This is a genomic window from Lentibacillus sp., assembly GCF_035301925.1.
In the GTDB taxonomy this organism is placed as follows: domain Bacteria; phylum Bacillota; class Bacilli; order Bacillales; family Amphibacillaceae; genus Lentibacillus.
The window spans coordinates 14467-40210 of the sequence record NZ_DATGTI010000180.1 but is presented as its reverse complement, the minus strand read 5'-3'; the positions used below and the strand labels follow the sequence as shown (position 1 = coordinate 40210).

The 25744-nt window shown below is 42.4% G+C and carries 28 protein-coding genes; 21 read left to right on the top strand and 7 right to left on the bottom strand.

Features of this window, described 5'->3' with window-relative positions; translation table 11 throughout:
* The first annotated feature begins 306 nt into the window (after positions 1 to 306).
* Both VK080_RS14795 and VK080_RS14790 read left to right on the top strand, forming a co-directional pair.
* Positions 307 to 1365 carry an LLM class flavin-dependent oxidoreductase gene (locus VK080_RS14795; RefSeq protein WP_324225541.1) on the top strand — a complete coding sequence of 353 codons (1059 nt, stop codon included), beginning with the start codon at positions 307 to 309 and terminating at the stop codon, positions 1363 to 1365.
* Between the two features lie 702 nt (positions 1366 to 2067).
* On the top strand, positions 2068 to 2382 hold the full coding sequence (locus VK080_RS14790; RefSeq protein ID WP_324225540.1) for a TIGR04104 family putative zinc finger protein: 315 nt from the start codon (positions 2068 to 2070) through the stop codon (positions 2380 to 2382).
* Between the two features lie 77 nt (positions 2383 to 2459).
* Here the strand turns inward: VK080_RS14790 and VK080_RS14785 are convergent, their stop codons facing one another.
* Positions 2460 to 2909: an Lrp/AsnC family transcriptional regulator gene (locus VK080_RS14785; protein ID WP_324225539.1), complete on the bottom strand. Its 450-nt coding sequence runs from the start codon at positions 2907 to 2909 to the stop codon at positions 2460 to 2462.
* Between the two features lie 210 nt (positions 2910 to 3119).
* Here VK080_RS14785 and nikB point away from each other — a divergent pair, with 210 nt between their 5' ends.
* From nikB to VK080_RS14745, 8 genes are read left to right on the top strand one after another with little or no spacing between them, the layout of a single operon-like run.
* A complete protein-coding gene (nikB, locus tag VK080_RS14780) occupies positions 3120 to 4061 on the top strand; it encodes a nickel ABC transporter permease (RefSeq protein WP_324225538.1) in 942 nt (313 codons plus the stop codon).
* Positions 4062 to 4076: 15 nt separating this feature from the next.
* Positions 4077 to 4973, top strand: coding sequence for an ABC transporter permease (locus VK080_RS14775; protein ID WP_324225537.1), 897 nt, complete (start codon positions 4077 to 4079; stop codon positions 4971 to 4973).
* Positions 4974 to 4995: 22 nt separating this feature from the next.
* Positions 4996 to 6540, top strand: a complete 1545-nt coding sequence (locus VK080_RS14770; protein ID WP_324225536.1) for a glutathione ABC transporter substrate-binding protein — start codon at positions 4996 to 4998, stop codon at positions 6538 to 6540.
* A gap of 8 nt (positions 6541 to 6548) precedes the next feature.
* On the top strand, positions 6549 to 7544 hold the full coding sequence (locus tag VK080_RS14765; RefSeq protein ID WP_324225535.1) for an ABC transporter ATP-binding protein: 996 nt from the start codon (positions 6549 to 6551) through the stop codon (positions 7542 to 7544).
* A complete protein-coding gene (locus tag VK080_RS14760; RefSeq protein WP_324225534.1) occupies positions 7519 to 8490 on the top strand; it encodes a dipeptide ABC transporter ATP-binding protein in 972 nt (323 codons plus the stop codon). The genes VK080_RS14765 and VK080_RS14760 overlap by 26 nt, the downstream gene beginning before the upstream one ends.
* 19 nt (positions 8491 to 8509) lie before the next feature.
* Positions 8510 to 10123, top strand: a complete 1614-nt coding sequence (locus VK080_RS14755) for a gamma-glutamyltransferase family protein (RefSeq protein ID WP_324225533.1) — start codon at positions 8510 to 8512, stop codon at positions 10121 to 10123.
* On the top strand, positions 10117 to 10692 hold the full coding sequence (locus VK080_RS14750; RefSeq protein ID WP_324225532.1) for a chromate transporter: 576 nt from the start codon (positions 10117 to 10119) through the stop codon (positions 10690 to 10692). The genes VK080_RS14755 and VK080_RS14750 overlap by 7 nt, the downstream gene beginning before the upstream one ends.
* 29 nt (positions 10693 to 10721) lie before the next feature.
* A complete protein-coding gene (locus VK080_RS14745; RefSeq protein WP_324225543.1) occupies positions 10722 to 11249 on the top strand; it encodes a chromate transporter in 528 nt (175 codons plus the stop codon).
* A 200-nt stretch (positions 11250 to 11449) separates the two neighbouring features.
* Here the strand turns inward: VK080_RS14745 and VK080_RS14740 are convergent, their stop codons facing one another.
* Positions 11450 to 12778 carry a lysine N(6)-hydroxylase/L-ornithine N(5)-oxygenase family protein gene (locus VK080_RS14740; protein WP_324225531.1) on the bottom strand — a complete coding sequence of 443 codons (1329 nt, stop codon included), beginning with the start codon at positions 12776 to 12778 and terminating at the stop codon, positions 11450 to 11452.
* Positions 12779 to 13005: 227 nt separating this feature from the next.
* Positions 13006 to 14064: an SDR family oxidoreductase gene (locus VK080_RS14735; protein WP_324225530.1), complete on the bottom strand. Its 1059-nt coding sequence runs from the start codon at positions 14062 to 14064 to the stop codon at positions 13006 to 13008.
* Positions 14065 to 14572: 508 nt separating this feature from the next.
* On the opposite strand from VK080_RS14735, the gene VK080_RS14730 reads away from it, so the two are divergent.
* The 7 genes from VK080_RS14730 to VK080_RS14700 all read left to right on the top strand — a co-directional run bounded on the left by VK080_RS14730 (position 14573) and on the right by VK080_RS14700 (position 19598).
* Positions 14573 to 14998 carry a GntR family transcriptional regulator gene (locus VK080_RS14730; RefSeq protein ID WP_324225529.1) on the top strand — a complete coding sequence of 142 codons (426 nt, stop codon included), beginning with the start codon at positions 14573 to 14575 and terminating at the stop codon, positions 14996 to 14998.
* Positions 14988 to 15869: an ABC transporter ATP-binding protein gene (locus tag VK080_RS14725; RefSeq protein WP_324225528.1), complete on the top strand. Its 882-nt coding sequence runs from the start codon at positions 14988 to 14990 to the stop codon at positions 15867 to 15869. Before VK080_RS14730 ends, VK080_RS14725 begins: the two co-directional genes overlap by 11 nt.
* A 4-nt stretch (positions 15870 to 15873) precedes the next feature.
* Positions 15874 to 16644, top strand: a complete 771-nt coding sequence (locus VK080_RS14720) for an ABC-2 transporter permease (protein WP_324225527.1) — start codon at positions 15874 to 15876, stop codon at positions 16642 to 16644.
* Between the two features lie 14 nt (positions 16645 to 16658).
* A complete protein-coding gene (locus tag VK080_RS14715; RefSeq protein ID WP_324225526.1) occupies positions 16659 to 17375 on the top strand; it encodes an ABC-2 transporter permease in 717 nt (238 codons plus the stop codon).
* A complete protein-coding gene (locus VK080_RS14710) occupies positions 17372 to 18076 on the top strand; it encodes an ABC-2 transporter permease (protein WP_324225525.1) in 705 nt (234 codons plus the stop codon). The genes VK080_RS14715 and VK080_RS14710 overlap by 4 nt, the downstream gene beginning before the upstream one ends.
* Positions 18077 to 18269: 193 nt before the next feature.
* The gene (locus tag VK080_RS14705; protein WP_324225524.1) at positions 18270 to 18599 is read left to right on the top strand and encodes a metalloregulator ArsR/SmtB family transcription factor; all 330 of its coding nucleotides are present in this window, start codon (positions 18270 to 18272) and stop codon (positions 18597 to 18599) included.
* A gap of 48 nt (positions 18600 to 18647) precedes the next feature.
* Positions 18648 to 19598, top strand: coding sequence for a cation diffusion facilitator family transporter (locus tag VK080_RS14700; RefSeq protein ID WP_324225523.1), 951 nt, complete (start codon positions 18648 to 18650; stop codon positions 19596 to 19598).
* Positions 19599 to 19741: 143 nt separating this feature from the next.
* On the opposite strand, the gene VK080_RS14695 is transcribed toward VK080_RS14700, so the two are convergent.
* The 3 genes from VK080_RS14695 to VK080_RS14685 form a co-directional block, all read right to left on the bottom strand.
* Complete coding sequence (locus VK080_RS14695; protein WP_324225522.1) at positions 19742 to 20440, bottom strand: DUF421 domain-containing protein; 699 nt, start codon at positions 20438 to 20440, stop codon at positions 19742 to 19744.
* A 36-nt stretch (positions 20441 to 20476) separates the two neighbouring features.
* Positions 20477 to 20647, bottom strand: a complete 171-nt coding sequence (locus tag VK080_RS14690; RefSeq protein WP_324225521.1) for a hypothetical protein — start codon at positions 20645 to 20647, stop codon at positions 20477 to 20479.
* 85 nt (positions 20648 to 20732) lie between these two features.
* Positions 20733 to 21077: a DUF4363 family protein gene (locus VK080_RS14685; RefSeq protein WP_324225520.1), complete on the bottom strand. Its 345-nt coding sequence runs from the start codon at positions 21075 to 21077 to the stop codon at positions 20733 to 20735.
* 84 nt (positions 21078 to 21161) lie between these two features.
* Between VK080_RS14685 and VK080_RS14680 the strand changes: the two genes are divergently transcribed.
* The 4 genes from VK080_RS14680 (at position 21162) to VK080_RS14665 (ending at position 24624) form a co-directional block, all read left to right on the top strand.
* On the top strand, positions 21162 to 22025 hold the full coding sequence (locus tag VK080_RS14680; RefSeq protein ID WP_324225519.1) for a DUF421 domain-containing protein: 864 nt from the start codon (positions 21162 to 21164) through the stop codon (positions 22023 to 22025).
* 299 nt (positions 22026 to 22324) lie between these two features.
* Entirely contained in the window at positions 22325 to 22540 is a 216-nt protein-coding gene (locus VK080_RS14675; RefSeq protein ID WP_324225518.1) for a hypothetical protein, read from the top strand.
* A 35-nt stretch (positions 22541 to 22575) separates the two neighbouring features.
* Positions 22576 to 24012, top strand: a complete 1437-nt coding sequence (locus tag VK080_RS14670; protein WP_324225517.1) for a sodium:solute symporter family protein — start codon at positions 22576 to 22578, stop codon at positions 24010 to 24012.
* A gap of 18 nt (positions 24013 to 24030) precedes the next feature.
* Positions 24031 to 24624 (top strand): hypothetical protein, encoded by a 594-nt coding sequence (locus VK080_RS14665; protein WP_324225516.1) that lies wholly within the window; start codon positions 24031 to 24033, stop codon positions 24622 to 24624.
* 232 nt (positions 24625 to 24856) lie between these two features.
* Here the strand turns inward: VK080_RS14665 and VK080_RS14660 are convergent, their stop codons facing one another.
* Positions 24857 to 25567 (bottom strand): phosphoadenylyl-sulfate reductase, encoded by a 711-nt coding sequence (locus VK080_RS14660; protein ID WP_324225515.1) that lies wholly within the window; start codon positions 25565 to 25567, stop codon positions 24857 to 24859.
* Positions 25568 to 25744: the final 177 nt, after the last annotated feature.

Genomic DNA, 25744 nt, shown 5'->3' with positions numbered 1-25744 from the left:
TAAATAGATGATTTTGCCACCAGAAGGCTTGGTAAATACCGTTATCCCAAGTTTTGAAAATGCATCGATAAGTATTTTGTCATCTCCTAAAAGCTTTTTTCCGTTTAATCATAATATGACACGAATCATGATTCTCAAATCAAGAAATAAGAATTCCCCTCGATTTGCGAACGTGCCATTTCTCTTAATTTTTTAACTGATTTATTTTATAATAAAGGGACGAAGGAACAGGCTCTCTGTACCGCTATCCCGGACTGGGGCAGGGAAACTGACCCTCTCTTTCCCAAAAGAAAGGTTGAGTTATCAATGGAAAAATATCGTATAGATCCGAGTAAGGGACTGGAATTCGGTTTATATACATTAGGTGATCATTTGCCGGATCCAGGAACGGGTGAACGCATTTCAGCACAGCAGCGTATCAATGAAATCATTGAACTGGCAAAGCTTGCTGAACAAGCAGGCCTTGATTTTTTCAGTGTCGGGGAAAGCCATCAGGCGTATTTTGCAACCCAGGCACACTCCGTTGTCTTATCAGCCATTGCTCAGGCGACGGAAACCATTAAAATTTCCAGTTCCTCTACAATTGTCAGTACGTTGGATCCAGTGCGTGTGTATGAAGATTTCGCAACAATTGACTTGATTTCCGGTGGACGTGCCGAAATTGTCGCCGGCCGTGCGTCAAGGGTAGGCGTTTATGACTTACTGGGATATGATCTTCGTGATTATGAAGAACTTTACGAAGAAAAATTTGATCTGTTAAACAAAATTAATGAAGAGGAAGTTGTCAATTGGCGTGGTCAATTTCGGGCACCGTTGCGGGATGCGAAAGTTCTTCCACGTCCGCTGAATGGTTCACTGCCGATTTGGCGTGCTGTCGGTGGAACACCAGCGAGTGCGATAAAAGCAGGTTTTGCCGGTGTACCGATGTATATGGCACATCTGGGCGGTCCGGTGTCTGCGTTCAAGCGAACAGTTGATGCCTACCGTGATGCATTAAAGCAAAGCGGGTTTGATCCGGCAAACTTGCCTGTTGCAACGGCAGGATTTTTCTATGCTGCTGAAACCACACAGGACGCTTTGAAAGAGTATTATCCGCATATCAATGAAGGCATGAAGAAGACAAATGGCCAAGGCTTTCCGAAACAAGGTTTTGCACAGGCGCAGGACACACGCAGCGTCATTAATGTCGGCAGTCCGCAGCAAATTATCGAAAAAATTCTCTATCAGCATGAACAATTCGGCCATCAACGTTACATCGCCCAAATGGATTTCGGCGGTGTGCCTTTTGATAAACTGAAGAAAAATATTGAGCTAATCGGTGAAGAAATTCTGCCGGCTGTTAAAAAACATACTGCAGAGAAATAAGACGATGCACCAGTTCAGGTATTCTATGAGAAAATCAGGCTTTCACTATCATGGATTTGGTGAAAGCCTGATTCTTTCTTAGGATCAGAATGGATATATTTCAGGTAACTTTTTCAATAGGGAAATCGGCTCATTCACCGATTTTTTCATGTCTGACTTCCGGCGTCTCACATCCGGAAACACGAAGCGGCAGCCGAATTTTGTATTCGGTTAAAAAAATCTTGTTGATTGATGATTGATAACGTACCCCTAGTTGTCATTAGTGATGGTTATTTACAATATCAAGTTTCCTATACTATTTCTTTTAACCACTGATGTAGTATATTTACAGTCAGATCTTTTTGTGCCTGTCGACTAAAAATGAGATCTATATCCATCGTAGTGTACTCACTTCTGGTCTAGATTTCGGAGCCAAACCGCCAACAATAATAGGTTTTAAATTTTCCTGTTTGAAACCCTGAAAGCGAACGGAGGCTCACTCATGGGGGGAATGAGTGCTCGAAATCGCCTGGACATCCGTAAGAGAGTCACTCATCTATGGAATGAACACCTGAAAGCGACCGAACAGCCGTAAAACAGGGTTTACTAAAATAATGGCCATAGTATACATAATCTGCATATGATGATAGTATTAGAGGTGAGAAGGTAAGAGGCATTGGGCTTTCTGATCAGGTTACATAAATGCTAAGGAGGGCTGATAAAATGCCGACATGTCAAAACTGCCATGAACAATGGAGCTGGAAGCAAACGATGAAAGCCATGTTTACATTGGACGTCAGATTGACCTGCCCGCATTGTGGAAGCGAGCAATATCTTACGGCAAAGGCCAGAAAGAGAACCAACATGGTCAATTTTCTCATCCCTTTTGCGATCCTTCCCGGCCCTGTATTTGATTTGGCGCCTTTAGCCAGTATTAGTATTTTCGCAGCAACGGCTGTGCTGGTAATCGTGATTAATCCATGTTTGATGGAATTGTCCGATGAGGAAGCACCGTATTGGACGATCAAACATGATTAGCGCAGGAGTTAAATCAATAAAGGCTCCTCGCTGTTTTCAGCCGTTTTCTAAGAAGCAATGGGGAGCGAAATCGGCAGCTACAGTTTATAGCCTGTCCTGCTCTTGAACCGCTTCAGGATAACACTGCTTTCCACCCTCGTAATGCCCTGGACAGAATACAGTTCACTGTTGATAAAATTTTCCAGCTTCAAAAAATTCTCCACCAGCACGTGCATATGTAAGGTACTTGGCCCGGTCATCTGATAGATACTGGCGACATTCGGGTGATCGGCGAGATTCTGGGCTACCTCCTGAAAACGATAAGGCTCCACGTCGACTTCGAAAAAGGCAGATACGGTTTTTCCGAATTTCTCCGAGTTAATGACCACCGTGAATTTTTCAATGATGCCTTTTTCTTTCAGGTTATTAATCCGATCCTTGACAGCCACCCTTGAGATGCCTACTTTTTCCGACAGTTCTACATATGAAGCCCTTCCATCCTCAACCAACTCTTCCAGTAACTTTTTATCGATATCATCCACCTTCATAGCGCACCCCCTGAATTCAATCTAACAAATTATATCATACTTCCATTACTGTAACTAATATAGTATAAAATCTTTATAAATGATAGTTATTTTTCAATTGTTTTTAATATTTGTTCAAAAAATATGTTGACAGCTGTCTATTTGTGAAATAGAATAATCTTTAATTTATAATTAATAATAAGAAAATTAAATTAAAATGGAGGTGAGTTCATGATAGGGTTAATCACTCGACGTTTTTTTCAATTAATACTTTTATTGTTTGGTATTTCGTTCCTGGTTTTTATGAGTATGCATATTGCACCGGGGGACCCAGCTACTATCATAGGTGGTCCTAATGCTACTTCTTCTGACCTGGAGGCTATTCGGGAGGAAATGGGCCTTAATCGTCCAGTATTAATTCAATATTTTGATTACCTTGGCGGCATACTGCAAGGAGATTTTGGTTATTCGTATCAGACAAACCAAGCTGTAACAGAAGCAATTATAACCAGGTTTCCGACTACAGTGAAACTAGCAACGGCCAGTATGATTGTGGCTGTGATCATTGGAATAGTGGCTGGAATTATCTCCGCCAGAAAACAAAATTCCTGGATTGACGTAACAAGTACCACTTTTGCTTTAGTAGGTGTTTCTATTCCCAATTTTTGGTTAGGGGCTATGCTCATCCTGGTTTTTGCGGTTAATCTTCAAGTTTTGCCTGTTGGGGGTTTAAATTCACCTTTCTATACACTGGAAGGATTGAAAGAATTAATACTACCTGCTATAACTCTGGGCACAGCTTCTGCAGCATTAATTGCCAGGATGACCAGGTCATCCATGCTTGAGGTTGTTCGATCGGATTATATACGGACAGCAAAGGCAAAGGGTGTTAGAAATCGACCTTTAATATGGGTTCACGCATTAAAGAATGCGATGATTCCTGTTATAACCATCATAGGTATTAATTTTGGGACTTTGCTTGGTGGAACGATAATTACCGAACAGGTTTTTGCTATTAATGGAATTGGAAGATTGATGATTGATGCTATTGCAGCACGCGATTTTCCAATTGTTCAAGGGACCGTTTTATTAGTGGCAGCAATTTTTGTAATTGTTAATCTGATTGTTGATATCATATATGCTCTAATTGATCCAAGAATCAGTTATGACTAGAAAGGGGGGGATTTTATGCCTGCAGTAGCTAAGGCAAAGAAGAAAAGTGATGGAGAAAAGAAGAATAATAGTCGCCTTGTTGAAATAGCTAAAAGTCTTTTAAAAAATAAACTATCAGTTATAGGGCTGACAATCATTGCATTGATCGTACTTACAGCAATATTTTCACCATTTATTACAAGTTATGGACCATATGAACAAAATCTTGGTAGCACAAAATTGGGTATAGGTTCAGAAGGTCACTTTTTAGGCACAGATAACTACGGCAGGGACATGTGGTCAAGGATTGTACATGGAGCAGTTATTTCCTTGTTGGTGGGGCTATGTTCGGTTGGTCTGGGATTGCTTGGTGGAGTTATACTCGGTTTACTTGCCGGTTATTATCGAAATTTGGACGGCATTATTATGAGGATAGTCGACTTACTGTTTGCTTTTCCCGGTATTCTGTTAGCCATGCTGATTATTGCGATGCTCGGGACAAGTCTTGTGAATGTGGTTATTGCTATAAGTATTTGGTCGATTCCTGGATGTGCCAGAATTGTCAGGGGCAGCGTGTTGTCAATTAAAAAGCAGGAATATATTCTCGCTATGAGATCTGTAGGTGCCAGTGATTGGAGGATACTTTTTAAACATATACTGCCGAACTGTACAGCACCACTGATTGTGTTTGGAACTATGCGGATGGCTACTGCAATTCTGTCTACATCAGCTTTAAGTTACCTTGGTTTAGGCGCTCAGCCGCCAACAGCAGAATGGGGAGCTATGATAGCAGCGGGGCAGGATTTTATGTGGGAAGCTCCACACATAGCAATCATTCCTGGAATAGCTATTATGCTGACAGTTTTTTCATTTAACGTTGTTGGAGATGGATTGCGTGATGCGTTGGATCCGAATATGGATGTAAATCATTAAAAATATGAAAGGAGATTATTCAATGAATAAAAGAAAATTTTTAGGGTTGGCATTCTTTTTAGTTGCAGGCCTGCTTGTAATTTCTGGCTGCAGCAGTGAGGGAAGTGGTGGGGAAAGTACCGGGGATGGTGAAGCACCGACTGAGATTACTTATGCTACTACTTCAGATGCAGCAGGACTGTCACCGATTGACACGAATGATTCTGTATCTTCCAATGTCACTTACCAGGTCTATGAAACATTGTTTACACAGAATCCGGAAACGCTTGAACCTGAACCATTATTGGCAGAATCATATGAGACACCTGATGACAATACTTGGGTCATCAAACTAAAAGAGGATATTACATTCCATGATGGCACACCATTTAATGCCGAAGCGGTGAAATATACCTTTGAACAATTAAAAGACCCTGACAGAGCTGCTCCGCGTGCATCATTACTAGAACCGGTTGAATCGATAGAAGTCCAGGATGAGTATACAGTCGTCTTGAAAACGGAAGAACCTTATGGACCTATGTTGGCTGCCCTTAGCCATACAAATGCTGCAATTGTTAGTCCTACAGCAGACAAAGAGGGGAATATCAATAAAGAACCCGTCGGTACGGGGCCGTTTGTTTTTGAGGAATGGGTTGAAGGAGACCAAATTACACTAAAACGGAATGAAGATTATTGGAGAGAACCTTCAGAGATTGAAACAGTTACATTTAAAGTAGTCCCGGAAACCTCTACAGCCATTTCTATGCTTGAGACTGGGGAAGTACAATTTATAGATGCAGTACCTTCAGATCATATAAGTCGTGTGGAATCACTCAATGGTGTTGAAGTTCAAAAATCAGAAGGAACTCGGGTGTCCTATTTAGGGTTTAATATGGAAAAGGAGCCTTTTAATGACCCGGAATTCAGGCAGGCTGTTGCTTATGGGGTCAATCAGGAATCATATGTGTCACAACTTAACGGTCTTGGGATCCATAATGAAAGCATCATTGGTCCGAAAGTATTTGGATACAATGAAGAGGCGACATCAGCTGCTTATGAATATGATCCGGAAAAAGCAAAACAGATGATTCAGGATAATGGTTATGAAGGACAGGAAGTGACACTTCTTGCCGCAAATCGTGATAACTATATGAAAATGGCTGAAATCGTTCAGTCCCAATTAACGGAAATAGGGATAAACGCCTCCATAGAGACAATGGAATGGGCCAGCTTTTTAGACACTGCCAGACAGGGAGATTACGAGATGACTTTCCTTGGCTGGGCTAATAGTACCGCAGATGGAAGTGAGTTACTGTATCCGAATCTGCATTCTGATAATATCGGGTCATCAAATTATTCCCGTTACAGCAATAGTGAATTTGATAATCTAGTAGAAGAATCGAGAACGATCGTGGATCAAGAGCTAAGGAAGGAAAAGCTACACGAAGCTAATTTATTGGCCATGGAAAAAGTTCCATGGGTTGTTATGAATCATGGTGTGGTGACGTTAGCCTATGACGAATCAGTAGAAGGACTGGTTGTTGATCCAACTGGTATGTGGTCTTTATATCCTGTGAGTAGAAAGTAGGTGTTGACATGTCCAATTTACTGAAGATCGAGAATTTAGAAACAAAATTTCGGACGGCCGAGGGCAAATTGCCGGCTGTTCGAAATATATCTTTTTCTGTAGATAAAGAGGAAACATTATGTATTGTAGGAGAATCCGGTTCCGGAAAAAGTATTACTTCATTATCTATTATGGGCCTTCTTCCATCAAATGGGGACATTACTGGTGGCTCTATTTATTTAGATGAGGAGAATCTTATCGGAAAATCGGAAGAAGAAATGGAACAATTAAGAGGAAATACGCTCTCCATGATTTTTCAGGAACCAATGACTGCATTAAATCCTGTATTAACGATCGGCTACCAGTTAAGAGAGCCACTAATGATCCATAAAAATATGTCTAAAAATGAAGCAACGAAGGCAAGTATCGAACTATTGGATAAAGTTGGTATACCAAATCCTAAGGAAAAACTAGGTCAATATCCGCATGAACTAAGTGGGGGAATGAGACAGCGTATCATGATAGCTATGGCACTCGCATGTGAACCATCATTATTGGTTGCAGATGAACCGACTACAGCATTGGATGTAACTATCCAGGCTCAAATATTGGATTTAATCAATGAATTGCAATCCGAAATTGGTATGGGAGTAATTTTTGTCACACATGATATGGGAGTTGTAGCCGAAATAGCTGATCGTGTTATGGTTATGTATGCTGGTGAAGTAGTGGAGATTTCAGATGTTGAGAGTATATTTGAAAATCCGCAGCATCCATATACTAAAGGGCTGCTTAATTCAGTACCGGATGTAGATGATGTAACTCAAGAGTTACAGATCATTAAAGGCTCAATGCCAGGGCTCAATGACGAAATCAGTGGGTGCCGATTTCACCCCCGTTGTCCGTTTGCTATGGAATTCTGTAAGCATAAAGAACCACCCTCATTTGAGGTGACCCCCACCCACTATAGTAAATGCTGGCTTCAGGAGGTGAATCAGAGTGAGCAATCAGACACAATTACTTGAAGTTAAAGAATTAAAAAAGCACTTTCCTATAAAAGGTGGAATTTTTCAAAGACCAAAATCTTATGTGAAGGCAGTCAATGGAGTCAACCTTACCGTATTTGAAGGAGAAACCTTAGGTGTTGTAGGTGAATCCGGGTGCGGGAAGTCTACACTTGGAAGAGTTTTAATAGGATTGGAAAAACTTACAGAAGGTACCATTTACTTCAATGAAGAATCTATTGGGGATCTTCCAGAGCGAAAACTAAAAAAATATAAAAAGGATTTACAGATGATTTTTCAGGATCCATACGCATCATTGAATCCCCGGCAGAAAATCGGTGATGCACTTGAAGAAGTTTTTCTTATTCATACGGACATGAGTAAATCTGAACGCAAATCGAGAGTGAAATCTCTTTTAAAAGAGGTTGGTCTAAAGGAAGAGCACTATGACAAGTACCCGCGTGAATTCAGTGGTGGACAAAGACAACGGGTAGGGATAGCACGTGCCTTGGCATTAAATCCATCTTTGATTGTGTGTGATGAGGCAGTTTCAGCACTTGATGTATCTGTTCAGGCTCAGGTTATGAAACTTCTTAAAAGTCTGCAGGTTAAATATCATTTGACCTATCTATTTATTTCTCACGACTTGGGCGTTGTAAGGCATATGAGCGACAGAGTTCTAGTCATGTATTTAGGGGCACAGGTAGAATTGGGTAATTCACAGCAAATTTATAACAATCCGCTCCACCCATATACAAGAGCATTGTTGTCTGCTATTCCCCGTTCTAACCCAAAACATAAGCGGGAAAGGATAAAACTACAGGGAGACTTGCCAAGTGCTTCTGATTATCCAACGGGGTGCCCATTTCATACCCGCTGTCCTATTGCTCAGGATTACTGTGCAGAGGTAATGCCTGAGTGGAGAGAGATTGAAGAAAATCATTTCGTAGCGTGTCATGAAGTTTAAAAAGGGAAGGAAGGTACGAATGAAGAATCTGAATCACCTCAACTACCCGTACGCTTCGCCAAGGTTATCAACTTTTGCGAAGAACGGAATGGTCGCGACGTCACAACCGCTCGCGTCACAGGCGGGATTGGATATATTAAGGAAAGGCGGGAACGCGATCGATGCCGCCATTGCAACGGCTGCCTGTCTCACTGTTGTGGAACCGACATCGAATGGAATTGGCGGTGATGCGTTTGCACTTGTCTGGACGAAAGGAAAATTGCATGGACTGAATGGCAGTGGGCGTGCACCTGAATCCATTTCAATTGAAGCTGTCAAAGAGAAAGGATATGAAGAACTCCCCAAGTATGGCTGGATGCCGGTAACGGTCCCGGGGACTCCGGCTGCATGGGCTGATCTTTCCAAGGAATTTGGCAAGCTGCCGTTTCAGGATGTTCTGCAGCCTGCGATTGATTACGCACGGGAAGGTTTTCCGGTTTCTCCGACATTGAGCCGATTTTGGAAAAAGGGTTTTAACACGTATAAAAATAATCTAACAGACGATATGTTTTCCGAATGGTGCCAAACCTTTGCATCGAATGGAAACACGCCAAATCCCGGTGACATCTGGACTTCGGAAGGTCATGCCAGGACATTGGAAAAAATCGCTGCGTCTCATGCTGAATCCTTTTACCGAGGTGAACTGGCGGAAAAAATGGTTTCGTTTTCCGAACAAAATGGTGGGTTTTTGTCTGCAGAGGACTTAGCTTCCCATCAATCTGAATGGGTGGAGCCGATTAATGTCAATTACCGAGGCTATGACGTATGGGAGATTCCGCCGAATGGCCAGGGTCTTGTGGCACTGCAGGCACTGAACATTTTGAAAGAATTTGATTTCCATGATAAGGAAACGGTTGATACTTACCATAAGCAAATCGAAGCAATCAAGCTGGCCTTTGCTGACGGGCAGGCACATATTACTGATAGCCGCCATATGCGTTATACCACAGAAGACTTGCTGAGTGAAACGTATGCACGAAGCAGAAAAGCGCTGATTGGTGAAACTGCCGGACTGCCTGAAGCGGGTGAACCGTCTCAGGGGGGAACGGTCTATCTGGCTGCAGCTGACGGTGAAGGCAATATGGTATCGTTTATCCAGAGTAATTATATGGGATTTGGCTCGGGGTTGGTTGTTCCGGGAACGGGCATTGCCCTGCAGAATCGCGGTCATAATTTTTCGATGGATCCGGACCATGTTAATGCATTGGCTGGCGGCAAGCGGAGTTATCACACCATTATCCCGGGATTCATGACAAAGAATGATCAGCCGGTTGGCCCTTTTGGTGTGATGGGTGGTTTTATGCAGCCTCAGGGACACTTACAGGTTGTCATGAATACTGTTGATTTCGGACTCACCCCGCAGGCTGCATTGGATGCGCCGAGATGGCAATGGTTTAAAGATAGAAAAATAGAAGTGGAGAACCGCTTTCCTCATCACATTGCCCAAGGGCTGGCAGAAAAAGAGCATGATGTGTCGATTCAGCTGGAGCCAAACGGGTTCGGCAGAGGTCAGATCATTTGGCGCGACCCCGATACCGGCGTACTTGTCGGTGGGACCGAGACACGTACTGATGGCGGTGTAGCCTGTTGGTAAACGACGAAGGTCCAGACAAAGACAAGCAAAATCCCGGGAAAAAGCAGCTGCAGCTTTTTCTTGCTTTCTTCCGGGTCGGCATTTTCGGCTATGGGGGCGGGCCCGGTTCAATTCCACTGATCCACAAAGAGGTCGTGGATAAATATCAATGGTTGACTGATGAGGAATTCGGCGATGTACTGGCTCTCGGAAATACTTTACCCGGACCGATTGCTACAAAACTGGCGGGATATATTGGTCATCGCGTGTCCGGTTTGCTGGGAATGATCAATGCTATCATGGCTGTTATACTGCCGACTATTTTCCTGATGATTGTTCTTTTGATGTCGTTATCGTCCATCAGGGGATTTGACTGGGTGCAGGGAATGACTGCAGCTGTTTTGCCGGTTGTCGGTGTTATGCTGGCCGTTTTGACGTGGCAGTTTTTCGAAAAAGCGGGAAAAGGGATGGGCTGGGTACAGGCAATAATCATAAGTGCTGTTATTTTGGTTTTATTGGAAGCAGCGGGTATCCATCCCGGGATTATTATAGCCGTGCTGATTGTTGCGGCGTTAGTTAAGCGGGATTGATCCCGTGCAAAAGAAGGTGATGTATCATGATCCTTTATTGGAATATTTTTGTCGCTTTTTTTATTCCGGGAATCCTCGGTTATGGGGGAGGCCCAGCATCGATTCCGCTGATTGAAAATGAAGTCGTGCAGCGTTTTGAATGGATGTCAGTCCAGGAATTCAGTGAAGTGCTGGCACTCAGCAATGCGCTCCCGGGCCCGCTTGCCACTAAAATGGCCGGTTATATCGGATTTGAAGTGGGTGGAATTCCAGGTGCCATTGTGGCGGTTTTTGCTACCGTCGCCCCGTCACTGATTCTGATGATTATGCTTCTTGGTATTCTATATAAATATAAGGACTCGCCGAAAGTCAAAAGGCTGACATTGTATGTGCGGCCGGTCATCGCCATTTTGCTCGGTCTGATGGCATGGGGGTTCTTTGTTGATTCATTTGAAGGAATCGGGATATGGCAGACAGCTTTATTGATTAGTACCAGCTACTTACTGCTGGAACGTTTTAAGGTTCATCCCGCGTTTGTGATCGCGGGTACGCTGGTGTATGGCGGGTTTGTGTTGTAATCGTGAGTGCGGTTTTACTATAACCATGTAAAACGGGAAATGTAAGGGTATCTCTATATACGTGAAGCATTGCAGTGCAAATGATGGATTTCAACATGGTGAGCTTCAATAAAAATGAAAAATTACGGTGCTCCATCGGACGAGCAAATTCTATTTCTTATCGACAGGAGTTGCGAAGAAAAAAATTAAATCATTTCTTCTTAACCTAACCGTGTTATAATATCTTCCATTGTAAACTGCTGAAAGATGGTATCACGTCTGTCCTTGTATACTTCCCGTCCGGCGAGCAAGTTTATGATTTGAATGTTCTTTTGAACGGCCAACCCCAAGTTGGTGGCTGCCGTGCCATGAGAATGCTCCAAATTGGTCATAGTGAAAAAACGGTGGTCCCGCTGATTATTAAACGCGAGTTGATAATCTCGGGTAACTTTATAACGGTCCTCGTCTTCCCACATAATTTTATCCTTAAAACGATCATAGAACCATGCAGGAATATGTGGTTTATAGCCTGTTGCCAGGATAACCTTATTCGTTTCATAGTCAAAGGAATTTTCTTTTTGCCACTGATGACAGTTCAATACATACTTGTCATTGTTTCGGCTTATGCGCTTTACCTCTGTATTGGGCTGGATGGTTACCGGCTGTGTCGTTTGGCCAATTGTTTTATAGTAAAGCGTTTCGTATAATTCCATTAATGTCTGCGGATTAACGCCTTTTCTGAGCGTTCCTAATGTATCCAATGTGTCGAGGCGCTGCTTAAAGCCAAGCGAGTGAAAATAATCTACAAAATCGGGTGAAAAATACTCCTGGCCAAATTTGGCTTTCTCCAATTGAAACAGGCCATTGGAACGGGTGAATAACGTCAATTGAAATACCTTATTTTCCTGTTCTTTTAACAGATCCAGTAAGACCTCGATGGCACTCTGACCAGAACCTACTATTGTAATGTGAGGGGATTCAACTAAGTTTTCCTTTTCGTACATATATCGATCTGTATGTAAAACATCTTCCTTAGGGTGGCCTGTCATGGTGTCCAGTACCAGGGGTTCACTGCCGGTTGCCATTGTTATATTTTTTGCGAAGTATGAGGATCGTGTTTGAGTTGAGGTTTCTTCCGCGACCACTTCATAGTGAGGCTCCGAATCTTTTTCATGATCGATCACATCGACGACCTCATAACCGAAGTTGAGCTGTTCCAATTGATCGGCCACCCATTGCAGGTAATGGTTATATTCCTGACGGGGAATCTGAAACTTGTTAAAAAAGTAGAACTGGTACAGACGATTGTGTTCATGTAAATAGTTGATGTAGGTGAACCGGCTTGTTGGATCAGCGAATGTGACTAGGTCCCCTAAAAAGGGGGTAGTCAAATTCATCTGTTCAATTAACATCCCGGGATGCCATTTAAACTGTCGTGTCTTGTCAAAAAATAAGCTATCAAGTTCAGGTGTATTGTCCAGGAGAGCAGCTAATCCAAGATTATAAGGCCCTATCCCGATTCCGATTAAATCGTACAATTTGTCAGACATTTGTTCCACTTCCCTCCAGACGAATCTTCATATTATCATTCCCAAGTCTCCAGGGATTATGCTTCAATTGAATCGTCAATGTGTATTTCACCACTAAAATTGAAAACAATAATTGCTTTAAAAGTACCCATTTTTTAACTTATTAAGGATAACAAGCTGATCAAAGATTCCTGTATTATCATCTTCGGTCTCTATTATTTTCAGTATGGAATCTGCCGATGGGGAAGTTACTCATTTCGTTTAGCGAGAGCCCAGATTGTTAAACCAATACCTGTTACGGTCACAGTAGATAGGATGGGACGTTTACTGGCTTTGACATAAAGGCTTCCGGATCGTCTCCACCCTTTGTTTGTTCCCCGCTCATGCATCCCATAGCCTGCTTGATGGAGAGCACTTTCATCAAGTGGTTTAGAGGGTCTGTCATCGCGCTGGGTCGGATACATGATAACCTCCATCAATTTGTCAGTCAGACGGGGCAGGAGTGTACCAATCAGTTTAAGTGCTTTTGCCTGCGACCCGATGTACATATCTCTTGTTGGGTTTTCAGCTGCATATAGAATAGACTCTGCCACAGCTTGAGGCGGGTAAAGCATCCCTCTATGCGCCGGCTGTTTTTCCATATAACTGGCTGCGTGTTCATTGTAGGGCGTATCAATTCTTCCGGGATGGATGAGGGTAACTGACACGGGTAATCGTTTCTTTTCCAATTCCATTCGGATGCTTTCAGTCCACCCGTGTACAGCAAATTTGGCTGCAGCATAAGTGGATTGAATGACGGTACCTCTGTCTCCGAACAAACTCCCGACATTAATCAAAGCGCCCGGAATACCTTGTTCCCTGAAATGATTGACAGCGACTTTGGATCCGTATACCACACTCCAAAAGTTTGTATCAAACATGCGCTTGATGTCTTCATTGCTTACGTCCATAGCATGTCCAAAGATAGCGACACCGGCATTGTTCACCCATGTATCAAACCGTCCAAACGCTTTGATAGCCGTTTCTGCAATTTTTTTGATATCTTCTTCACGGCCGACGTCAGCTTCAACCCACGTTGCAGCCTGTCCTTTTTCTTGCAATTCGTCTACCAGTTGCTGTAACGCATCTTCATTTCGGGCTGCCGCAACGACTTTTGCCCCTTTTGAAGCCGCCATTCGGGCCGTTGTGAGACCTATTCCACTGGATGCCCCGGTAATGACCATGACCTGGTCTTTTAAAGGTTTTAAAGTTATATTGTTTGTTCTCCATTGACCTATTTTCCTTAAACGCAACGTGTCTTGGTTCATGAAAATACCTCCCTGAAATAAACTCTCCGTTAGTATTTATCCATACTGTAAAAAAATGCAGAGTTGGAATTATGAGCGGCGGAAGGGGAAGGTAATGGGGGAGTCTGAGTTGCCGGAACTTAAACCGGAGAAGTTCCAGGACGAGTTCGAGGATTATTCCTGCACGAGTTATGGCAGCTCTTACACAAGTTTGGGCAGATCCTGCACGAGTTGTAGCAGCTCTCGCACAAGCTTGTGCATTTCCCGCACAAGTTGAGGCGTCTCTCGCACGAGTTTGTAACGAAATGTGAATCTGTTGACGCAAGTTGTGAATTTCAGAGTATAGGAGACGGGCACATTTTTTTCATAAGGTTTGCGTCTTTTTTTGCGATTTTCTTGGCGGGAAAATCATACAAACGTGTTGCCTTGTTCTGTTTTATTATGTATACTGTGTATATCGTATATACAAGGTTAACAATGATATTTTAAATGTTGCGTCCGGATTGACGCACCGAGAGGGTGTCCTAATGTGCTGATACATATTTCGCAAACAAGTTCGACGCCGATGTATGAACAAGTTATTTCGGAAATCGAGCGGCTGATTGTGATGGGTTACATGGAGTCGGACGAGATGCTCCCTTCGATCCGCGAGTTGTCAAAAGAGCTGATGACGAGCGGGATTACGATTCGTCGGGCTTATCAGGAGCTGGAGCGGAGCGGATTTATTTATACACGGAAAGGTAAGGGCAGTTTTGTATCGCAATTAAGTGACGAAAGGCTGGCGGAGTGGAAAATGCAGCAAGTTCGGGAGCCGCTTCTGGAGTCGGTTTTACAAGCTAAAAAGTTGAATTTGGAGGAAAAGCAGTTCCAGGATCTGATCAAAACTATATGGCAGGAAGTGGATGAACAACCTGAGGCAGAAAGTACCCAGGTGGGAAAAGAGAATGAGTCATAATCATGAACAGCCATTATTGGAAGTGCGTGGGTTAAGTAAATCATATCAGGATTTTGAATTAAAGGATGTTAATTTTCAGATGCCGGCTGGTACGATTATGGGGTTTCTCGGCCGGAATGGTGCGGGCAAGAGTACGACGATGAAAGCAATCATGGATTTGATTAAGCGGGATGATGGTGAGATTCGAGTCCTTGGCAAGTCCATGCCGGAAGAAGAAGTTGCCGTAAAAGAACAAGTGGGCTATGTCGGAGATACCCCACTTTTGAACAATGCGTGGACAATGGAACGGACGTTGAATTTTGCCCGTCATTTTTATCCGAATTGGAATCAGGATGCTGTCGAGCAAAACTTAGAGCGATTTGAGATTCCGCGGGATAAAAAGGTTAGTGAACTGTCCAAAGGGATGAAAGTAAAAGCATCGCTCATACTGGCAATGGCCCATCAGCCGAAATTGCTGCTGCTTGATGAACCGACATCCGGATTGGATCCTGTCGTACGTACGGAAGTTTTGGATCTGCTATTGGGCTTTGTTCAGGATGAAAGCCGTGGTGTTCTGTTTTCCTCCCACATAACATCAGATGTGGAAAAGATTGCGGATTGGGTGACCATCATCGATGACGGTCACATTTATATCAGTGAAGACAAGGAGTCGCTTTTGGACCGTTACCAGCGAATTGTGTTTCTCGGAAGCGGTGGCGGAAAAGTTACCGAACAACCATTACTCTTTAACTGTCAGCCAACAATGGACGGTTATGTTGGCTATACTGATCGTTTTGATAGATTTCAAAAAGTTGAAGCGGGGAATTGGCATTCGGAACGTCTGACATTGGAGGAACTGTTCGTGCTGTTGACAGGACGGAAGGGGGATTAACAATATGTGGCCGTTGGTTCGACGGGAACTGGATGGTATGGTCACGATCAATTTAAAGAGGAGTTTTCAGACATATGTCGTTTTTGGCCTCGTGCTTATCCTGCTTATGTGGGTATTGGGGCCGAACGTCACGGATATTTTTGCAACGGAACTGATAAGTCTGTTTCTATTTTTAATCGGATTGTTAGCAGCCGGGATGAGTCTATTATCAACAATGGAGGAAGATGCTGCGAATAGGCAGCTGGAATTTTTGCAAACTCTGCCGGTTCGGAAAACAGATATTGTTCATGCAAAATTTCTTAGTTCACTGTTACTGTGCGGCTTTCTATTTGTTTGGGTTTCTATACTTGTTTCGGCAAATTTACTCATAAATGATGTTTGGACAGTTGAATCGATCAGGATTGTCTTTCTGTATCTTGCTGTTCTGATGCTATTGGCAACCGGAAATCTATTATGGTATTTCCTGCGTGGGAGTTTACACGGAGGATGGATTAATTATGCTTTGTTACTCAACGGGTCCGTGTTTTTGCTTTATATGGGTTTTTATTCGCCATTCGGTATATCGAAAACCTTTTTATTCAGCATATCACTCGCCATTGCCGGTTTCGTTTATATTGGTTGCTGGTGGTTATTAGCAAAAAGGGTGAAAAACAAGGGATTTCCGAAAGAAACAGACGATCCGGAGCGGGAAAAGATTGAAAAACGTGCTGAGGAATTGAAAAGGCGTTATGCCGAGCGTCAGGCAAAAAAGAATCGGGGAAGCAAGCAGAAATGAAGGAGGTTTGCCGGATGGGGGCATTAATCAAACGAGAACTCAGAGCACTGAACATAGCTGGTAATTACAAAAATCCGGAACTTATTTATGGATTTCTTGGTATAGGTTATCCTTTAATTGTATGGCTTCTCGGTCCGGGGTTAGCTGAATTTTATGACGTTGAGAATTTTAATTTATCAGTTTCGATACTTGGAATGGCTCTTGTTATGCTAAGGGTCGATAATAGTCTGGAACGAGAAGGAACCAGCCGTCAGATAAATTTTCTGCAAACGTTACCTTTGAAAAAGAGTCAAATTGTGAGTGCCAAATTTATAAGTGTTCTTTTATTGAGTGGTATGACGGTTGTCTGGATGAATATGGTGATATTGTTAACTATCTTCATAAGTGGTGCCAGTTATGAAGAATACGGGTTATTTTTGGGCTTTTTCTCTTCACTGATTATTTTTATAGTTGCTATGACGTTGTTGGCATATTTTTTTAAAGGACCGCGACGTCATTTCCTGATTGGGATACTTTCCATAATTATCTGGGCAAACGTGTTTGGACTATCCGGGTTTTACTTAACAAGTCTCGGAATAGTGTCCGGTTATTCCGTTTTTTTAGTGTTTATAACAATGGCGCTTATAATCTATTTCATTTGCTGGCAGCTGTCGATAACACGAGTGAAGAAGAAAGGTTTTCCTTTAAATGAAGGAACTATATCTAAAGCATCGGGAGGGAGAAGAGCATGAGGTCAGATGTTATCATCAATTTTATTAAAGAAGAATGGTATAGTCAGCGCCGGCTGTTATTTTGGTATTTTCTTATTTCTGTTATTCTCGAATTAAGCCTTATTATTATCAGCCGCAACGCATGGGTGCTGGACCAAATCAAGCAGCACCCGGGGCTAGATTTTGGGGAGTTTTCAATGAGTGTTTTAGCTGTTTTGTTTATGCCATATGCAATCAGTTGGATGATGTTGTGCAACAAGACTGAAAAGGAAAATCGTACAGGTTTTTATTCGTTTTTACATACACTGCCGATTACAGTTAAAGAGATTGTCCCGGCCAAATATATTTCCGCATTTCTCATGAATGGATTGATGGCAGGCTGGCTATGTGTCTTATGGTGGATTTATGAACTGAATTTTCCGGCTGTCGACTCACTGACTACCTGGACAGCACTATGCATGGTCGTTTTCTTTTTGGCCTTCAGCGCTTTGGCCGTTCAGTTGGGTTGTTTCTTCCGCTGGGGCAGCGGCAGTTTGTTCTATTTCTTTTTATTGTTGCTGATTGTTGTAGGTCAATTTGAATTTACCAACAAAATAACTGACCAGACAATCATGTGGATGGACCAAGCTCCTGTGTTGGTATGGGGAGTTACAGCACTTATAACCATTGCCATTTGGCTCCTTTGCTGGTGTTGGTCGGTGACAGCTTACCGGAAATATTAAGGCATATCCTCCTGCGGTATTTTGACACGTTTACCGTTAAGGGGAGATTTTTTTGTTCACGATATCTTTTCTTATCTGGATAGTTGACAGCACCCATTAACATTTTTATAATATGAACATATGCTAATATAAACACATATAACAAAAATGCGTGATACTAAGAGAATTTAAAATTAAAAGTGAGGGAATTGTAATGGATGAATACCATGAAAATCCGGAGAATGATCCATACGAAGACTTGGACGAAGAAACGCTGTTTGTTGTATCACAAACATTTAAGGCATTAGGGGACCCGACCAGGATTCGAATTCTTCATTTGCTTTTTCAAAATGAGTATTCGGTCAATCAAATAGCAGAAACCCTTCACCTCAGGCAATCAACCGTATCACATCAATTACGGTTCCTGAAAAATTTGCGGTTGGTGAAATATCGCAGGGAAGGGACAACATTGTATTATTCACATGATGATGAGCATGTCATCAATTTATTGAAACAAACAATCGATCATGCTTATCACAGTTAATTCCTTTCCAAACGTAAAATAAACAGAACTTGATTGGGAGGCATTCAATTGGCACACAACCACAGTCATGACCATACACATGGTGCAAACAAAAAAGCATTAATGATTAGTTTTATCATTATTACAGCCTATATGATTATCGAGGTCATTGGTGGTTTTTTGACTAACAGTCTGGCGTTATTGTCAGATGCAGGGCATATGTTGAGTGATGCCGTTTCACTTGGTGTTGGCCTTATGGCTTTTAAAATTGGGGAAAAATTGGCCAGCTACCAAAAAACATATGGTTATAAACGGTTTGAAATTTTGGCGGCTGTTTTCAATGGTGTTACGCTGATCGTTATTGCCTTGTATATTTTTTATGAAGCTTATCACCGGTTTATGGCACCACCCGAAGTGGCCTCAACAGGTATGCTGGTGATCGCTTCCATTGGCTTAATTGTCAATATTGTGGTTGCCTGGGTCTTAATGCGTGGCGATACGGAAGAAAATCTGAATTTGCGGGCGGCTTTCCTCCATGTTCTCGGTGATTTGCTGGGATCCGTCGGTGCTGTCGCCGCTGCACTCTTGATTATGTTTTTCGGCTGGGGCTGGGCTGATCCACTGGCAAGTGTCATTGTTGCAACACTTGTATTAGTCAGTGGATGGCGTGTGACCAAAGACGCTGTTCACGTCTTGATGGAAGGTACACCTAAAAACGTTGAACTGGATGACATTATTAATACGATCGAAAATACTCCGGAAATTATCGCCATTCATGACCTGCATGTATGGAGTATCACAAGCGGGCAAAATGCCCTGTCCTGTCATGCGGTGGTGGACGGCAGTTTATCTGTATATGAAAGCCAGCAGCTGCTGAGAACCATTGAGCATGAATTGGAGCATAAAAATATCGGCCATGTGACAGTCCAGATGGAAAGTGAAAAACATCCACACGATGATTCGCTTTTTTGTCAACATGACAAGGAAAGTGAATCACAACGTACAAATGCTGATCAATGAACTGAATTTGCTGATAAAACACTGTGGTTCGCTGATAGAGCTTTAAACTGGGGCTGCTGACGACACCGCCAATTCATTGACAACCCTTAAAAATAGTTGCTCATACGCCGCACAAAACAGCTGTGGAAAATAAATTTGACAGTTTATGGCATGGCATCATCTTTTTTGTCGATGTAGAGTGTACCATCGGGCTGCACTTCTGCATAAAAAATCTGTGAAAAGGTTTTTACCCCGGCCTGGTTAACCTGCTGTTCGAGCCAGTTCATATCGAGATTTAACGCCGATAGATTGTTCGTGTTAACAACACCATCCACAATAACTTTGGTGGCGATTGGGTAAACATTTGTTGTGGTCCCTGCAACATTCATATCAAGCTTCGTAACGGATTGTTTTAGTTCCTTTTTGAGCACTGAGAGTTTGCCGCTCGTCTCAAAAATGGCATAGTCCACGTCAGATATGGCAAAGACATTTTTCTGCCGCAGTAAAGCCCTCAGGGAATCGATATCCAGCCGGGCTTTACGGAGCGAATTTTCCATGATCCTGCCATTTTTAACAACGATCAGGGGCTGTCCGGTCGTTACTTTCCGGATATTATTGGACTTAATATCCATGAAGCCCATTAAAAGTGTAAATATGGTCCATGCGATGATAGCAATAACCCCGTTCCGTATACTGACATCCTGACTGAGTGCAAAGTTTGCTGAAAGGGAGCCGATCGCGATGGCGGAGACAAAATTGAAAAATGTCATCTGACTGATTTCTTTTCTTCCCATAATTCTTGCCATGGTAAATAAGACGAGGAAAGCTAATACCAGTCGAAGCAGCAATTCTGGAATAGTCATTCAAGTCCTTCTTTCGCATGTATTTTCGGGAAAATATCAATCCTCTTCACTTGGTTCATACGCTTCATATTTGAGCCTTGTAACTCTTGTATATTCACCTTTTTCAATATCGGCTTCAGAAGCTTTTTCTCCAAAAGAATCATCGGGATCTATCCCCGGCGCGGTGACCTCATCGTGATCTTGTTCCTTGCGTTTCTTTTTATACACTACATAATCCCTCCATTCATAACTTATTTTCGCGTTTACAGCAGATTTTATGAAAGGAATACTTTTCCATCATCTTTTTCTGCCATTATTTAAAATATAGCGCTTCAATGTAGTGTTCGATGGCAGCAATGTTTAACTTAGTCTCTTTTGTATCGTTTTCGTCTATAGAAACGTGCAGTTTGGTAATTGCTTCATCCAGCTTGCTATATTCTGTTTCATCACCGATCAGCTGATATTTCCATTTATTCTCGTTATATAAGTCTTTAATTTGCCTGGCCTCCTGTTTCGCCTGTTCCCATTGTGACTGGTTTACCAGGCTTTTAATATCTGCTGCTGACTGGGAAATGGGTAATTGTTGAATGGTTTCGGTTGAGCATCCGAATAGGATAAGTATACATATAAAAGTCATCACTAATTTCGAATTCTTCATATACAGTCCTCCTGAGTATCTTTTTTCCTAACTTAACCACAATAAGAGAAGCTATGAATGAGTGTTTTCAAATGGAGGATGCATATGCCGGAATATATGGTCATCGTTGTTCGATCATTATTTGCTTTCTTTTTTATCTTATTAATGGCTAGAATTCTCGGTAAAAAACAAATCGCCCAGCTGACGTTTTTTGATTATATTTCAGGTATTACAATTGGAAATATGGCTGCATCACTGGCTATTGACGCGACATTACAGCCTATTGATGGAGTCATAGGCATAACATTATTTACTATCTTGACAATCCTTATTGCGAGGGGTGCAATCAACTCTATGAAGTTCCGGAAACTGGTTGAGGGAAGCCCAATCATGCTAATGAAAGATGGTAATGTTCTGGAACGAAATTTATCGAAAGCGAATATAACATTTGACGATTTGATGATGGGATTGCGGCAAAAAAATGCCTTTAAATTGTCTGACGTTGAGACGGCGGTCCTTGAGACAAATGGCAAAATGAGTGTCATGAAGAAGACAGAATATAATCCGTTAACACCAAAAGATATTAATTTGCCGGTGGCATCAGAACATACGCCATCATTGATTATCATTGATGGCGTCTTATTATCAAAGCGTTTAAAATATCTCGGTTATTCTGAGGAATGGCTTCTTGGTGAAGTCATGAAGCAGGGGGCTGAGGATTTTAAGGATGTGTTTATCGCTCAAATTGATTCGAAGGGATATGTTTATGTTGATTTATATAATGAAGGGAATAAACGCGAGCAAGTGAAACAAAAGCCGTTACTGGCAGCACAGCTCCGGAAAATTCAGGCCGATATGGAAGGCTTCGCAATTCAAACAGACGATCAGACTGCGAAACAGATGTATTATAGCCAATCGAAAGAACTGCAGAATCTGATTGACATCATTAACCCATATCTTAAAGAATGATCATTTACCTATTTGGAGCACAGTAAAACAATGCGTCACGCTTTCAAAATAAGGATGAACCAATAGAACCCGCCACAATAAGTAGGTGGGTTCATTCGATTTCCAGGTCATCTAAAGTATACGGGAGAAGATTTACCATTAATTAAATCAAGGATCATATCTATTAAAACCATTTTCCTGAGTATATTGTCATCTTTAATAATAGTCACGTTTTTTCAAATTATTTGATTTCGACAAAATTCGCTGTTATGATTTATTTTAAGATGTAACTTAATCAAAAAATGAAAGGGGTGATTATATTGGCATCACGATCCAAATTTCAGGATCCGGGATTCATATTGACCATTATCCTGGTTATTTATGCAGCTGTTGTGTTTATTTGGTGGCCAACAGACATTTATATGCTTGGGATTTCACTGGTTGCCTGGCTGATGTTTTTTGGGCTTTTATTCTGGTTTCTGCTCGCCATTATTTATACTGTTTGGATTGAAAGAATCGAAAGCAGCCATGATTGAACAAGTACGCTTTACAAGAGGAGGGGATTTTAAGCATGCAAGTAACTGAATCAATCATTCTCTTTATATATTTGGTTATTATGACACTCATGGGAATATACTTTTACAGACGGGCACGGAGCTCTGAAAATGACTATTTTACTGCCGGACAGAGTATTAATACATTTGTCGGGGCGTTTGCCATTTTTGCGGCCGTTGCCAGCTCCAGTTCGCTGATGGGGGCAGTCGGATCGGGTGTCGCGATGGGTGTGCCATACTTTTTTACATATGCTTTCGGTGTCATCGCGATACTTCCGTTTTCGATGTTTCTGGTTTCAGGTCAAATTCGCAGGTCAGGTGTGAAAACGCTGCCAGAGTTTTTTAATCAGCGGTTTGGGAAACCAGTGCAGATTGTGTCGGCGGCCATTGTCGTCATTGGTATGACATTCTATATGGTACCGCAGTTGACAGCTTCCGGACTGATTGGCCAGCACGTGCTGGGGATCGATTATACGACAGCTGTTATTATTTTAGGTTTGGGATTTACGCTTTATGCAGCTCTCGGAGGTATGTGGGCGATTACCTATACAGACCTGATTCAGGGTGCCATCATGCTCATTGGAATTGTTATTTTGGCTTTATTTATAATGGTTGATCATAATGGTGTTGTTTCACTGATCAATGATGCGATGGCTGTTGATCCGGCGTTCGGTGATATCACACAGCCTTGGATGTCCTACTTCGGGCTATTTATTGCGTTTCTATGGTTTGGGATCATTTCGCCATCGGTGGTCATGCGTAACTTTGCATCCCGTGATGCGAAAACAGCCCGCCGTTCAGCCATGTGGGCCTGTCTGCTTTATTTAACGTTGTTTATAGCTGGTTTCTTTGTTACAGCTGCAGGAACGAGTATGGGAATCGTAGACACACTTGATAATACGGATATGATTTTCGTTTCGGTCATTGAACAGTATCTTCCGGCGATTCTGGGTGGTGTCATGCTTGCCGGTCTGATGGCAGCGATTATGTCGTCTGCCGATGCCATGCTTCTGGCGATTTCAGCAGGTATTGCGCATGATATTTATAAAGAACATATCAATCCAAAAGCCAGCGAACGATTCGTGACCGGGCTGGGGCTTGTAGTCATGATTGCTGCGAGTATTGTTGGTATCATGATTGCGATCGATCCACCAGGGCTGATTGCGATTATGGTCGGCTGGGTCGGCGGATTTCTGCTGTCATCTTTCGGATTTCCAATCGTTCTCGGTATATGGTGGAAGCGTGCTAACATGTTGGGCGCATTGACTGGGATGCTTGGCGGAGCCCTCGTCTTCCTCATTCTAATCATTGGCGGATGGCTGCCAACCAATGCCGAGCCAATTATCGGAGCACCTGTTTCATTGATTTTGATGATTGTCGTCAGCTTGATGACCGAACCACCGTCAAAAGAGACGCAGGCAATGGTGGACCATTACCATACTCATTTGGAATAGCAGATAGGATGATGCCGCGTGCAAACGACCGATGCGTCTATAACATTAATAGGGGATAAACCACCCTTTTCACAAAATGAATTATATAAGTATGTTTATAAGGCAGCTGGCATTAAAGCTCGGCTGAATCGTACAATAGATGAAAATTATTTACAACAACATGTAAAGCGATGTGAATTAGTCTATCATCCATTCTGGCTTGCCAAAACACTGGTTATTGCCGATCGGCCGCCATTTCCGCCTCGAAAACAGCCAAATATGATTTTTGTTGATGCTGTATCAGGTTATCGAGGGGTATTTTCCCGGGTACCGCCGATTAGAAATCAGCAGCTTGATCAGAGCCGCCTCGTCCAGATGCGTATATCTGACAAGGCTGATGCTGAACGGTATGTAAAAAATGTTCAGGAAAAGCAAATTAACCGCTCGTATATTTTGAAAAAGCCGAGGCATGAGATTAGAGACATTTCCCTGACGTATCTGCCGCTGTGGAAAGTCGCCGTTCGGAGCGGGTTAATCAATGAGACGTTTTACATTAACGGTAACACAGGCGAGTCGGAAAAATTTATGGCAGAGCGATGGCAGAGTGGAAAGGACTTGCTGCAGCCTAAATAGAATAAGTGCATTAAACAGAAGAGACTATGTTGAAAGATCGGAAGCATAAATTCGGGGGCCAATTAGATATTGAATTCGACTGCTCGGTCCGAATCGACTTCCAGTCTCTCATGATAGGTGCTAAACGAAATATAATAAGCTAAAAAGCATACCAGTTTATGATTGGTATGCTTTTTTTAGGGTTTTGACCAATCATAATCAGTGACAGCAATTATAATATGAAAATTCCTGCTCATGCTTGGTGCAGTCCACACTCTTTCTTTTCAAAATTTGCCCATCTGCCTGATCGTGCATCCAATCCGCTTTTAACGGGCAATGTACACATTTCACAGCCGATACTTGGATAGCTGTGGTCATGCAATTCGTTATAAGGCAGCTGGTTGATATCGATATACGTCCAAATATCGTCCCATGTCCAGTGGATGAGCGGGCAAATTTTCACACGTTTGAACTTATTGTCCTTGTTAATATATTCGGTATTTTTACGAAAGACCGATTGTTCACGTCTTAGACCGGAAAACCAGGCATCCACGCCTTTCAGCTCCTGCTGCAAGGGTTCAATTTTTCGCATATGACAGCACAAATTTGGCTGACGTTCCCACAACTTATCGCCATATGCCATTGCCTGCTGTTCGACTGTTAAGGCTGGTTTAGCCATTTTTATATGAAGTTTTGGATAGCGATCTTTTACCTTTTCGATGAGCGAATACGTTTCTTTAAAGTGTAACCCCGTATCCAAAAAGACGATCGTTGCCCGCGGATTAACTTTGGCAATGAGATCCATCAAAACGATTCCCTCTGCACCAAAGCTGCAGGCGTAGATAATTTTGTCCTCATACGACTGAAAAGCCCACTTAATCACATCCATAAAATCACTTAACTCACTGTTGAGCTTTTCTTGAGCCGTGTTATTCCAGTTATCAAAGGTTAATTTTTTTGCCATAGTTTCCACTCCAATTTACTGCAAAAATTTCTGGCTGGGTGTTTGCCTTAAATCAATGTATTCAATGGGCTCAGTCATTGTTAAATTAACGGGCTCATAGATTTCGGCAGGTTTTCTTAAAAGAAAGTAACGGATATCGCTTAGGCGAATATACTGTGTGTAAGCTGTGCCCGGTTA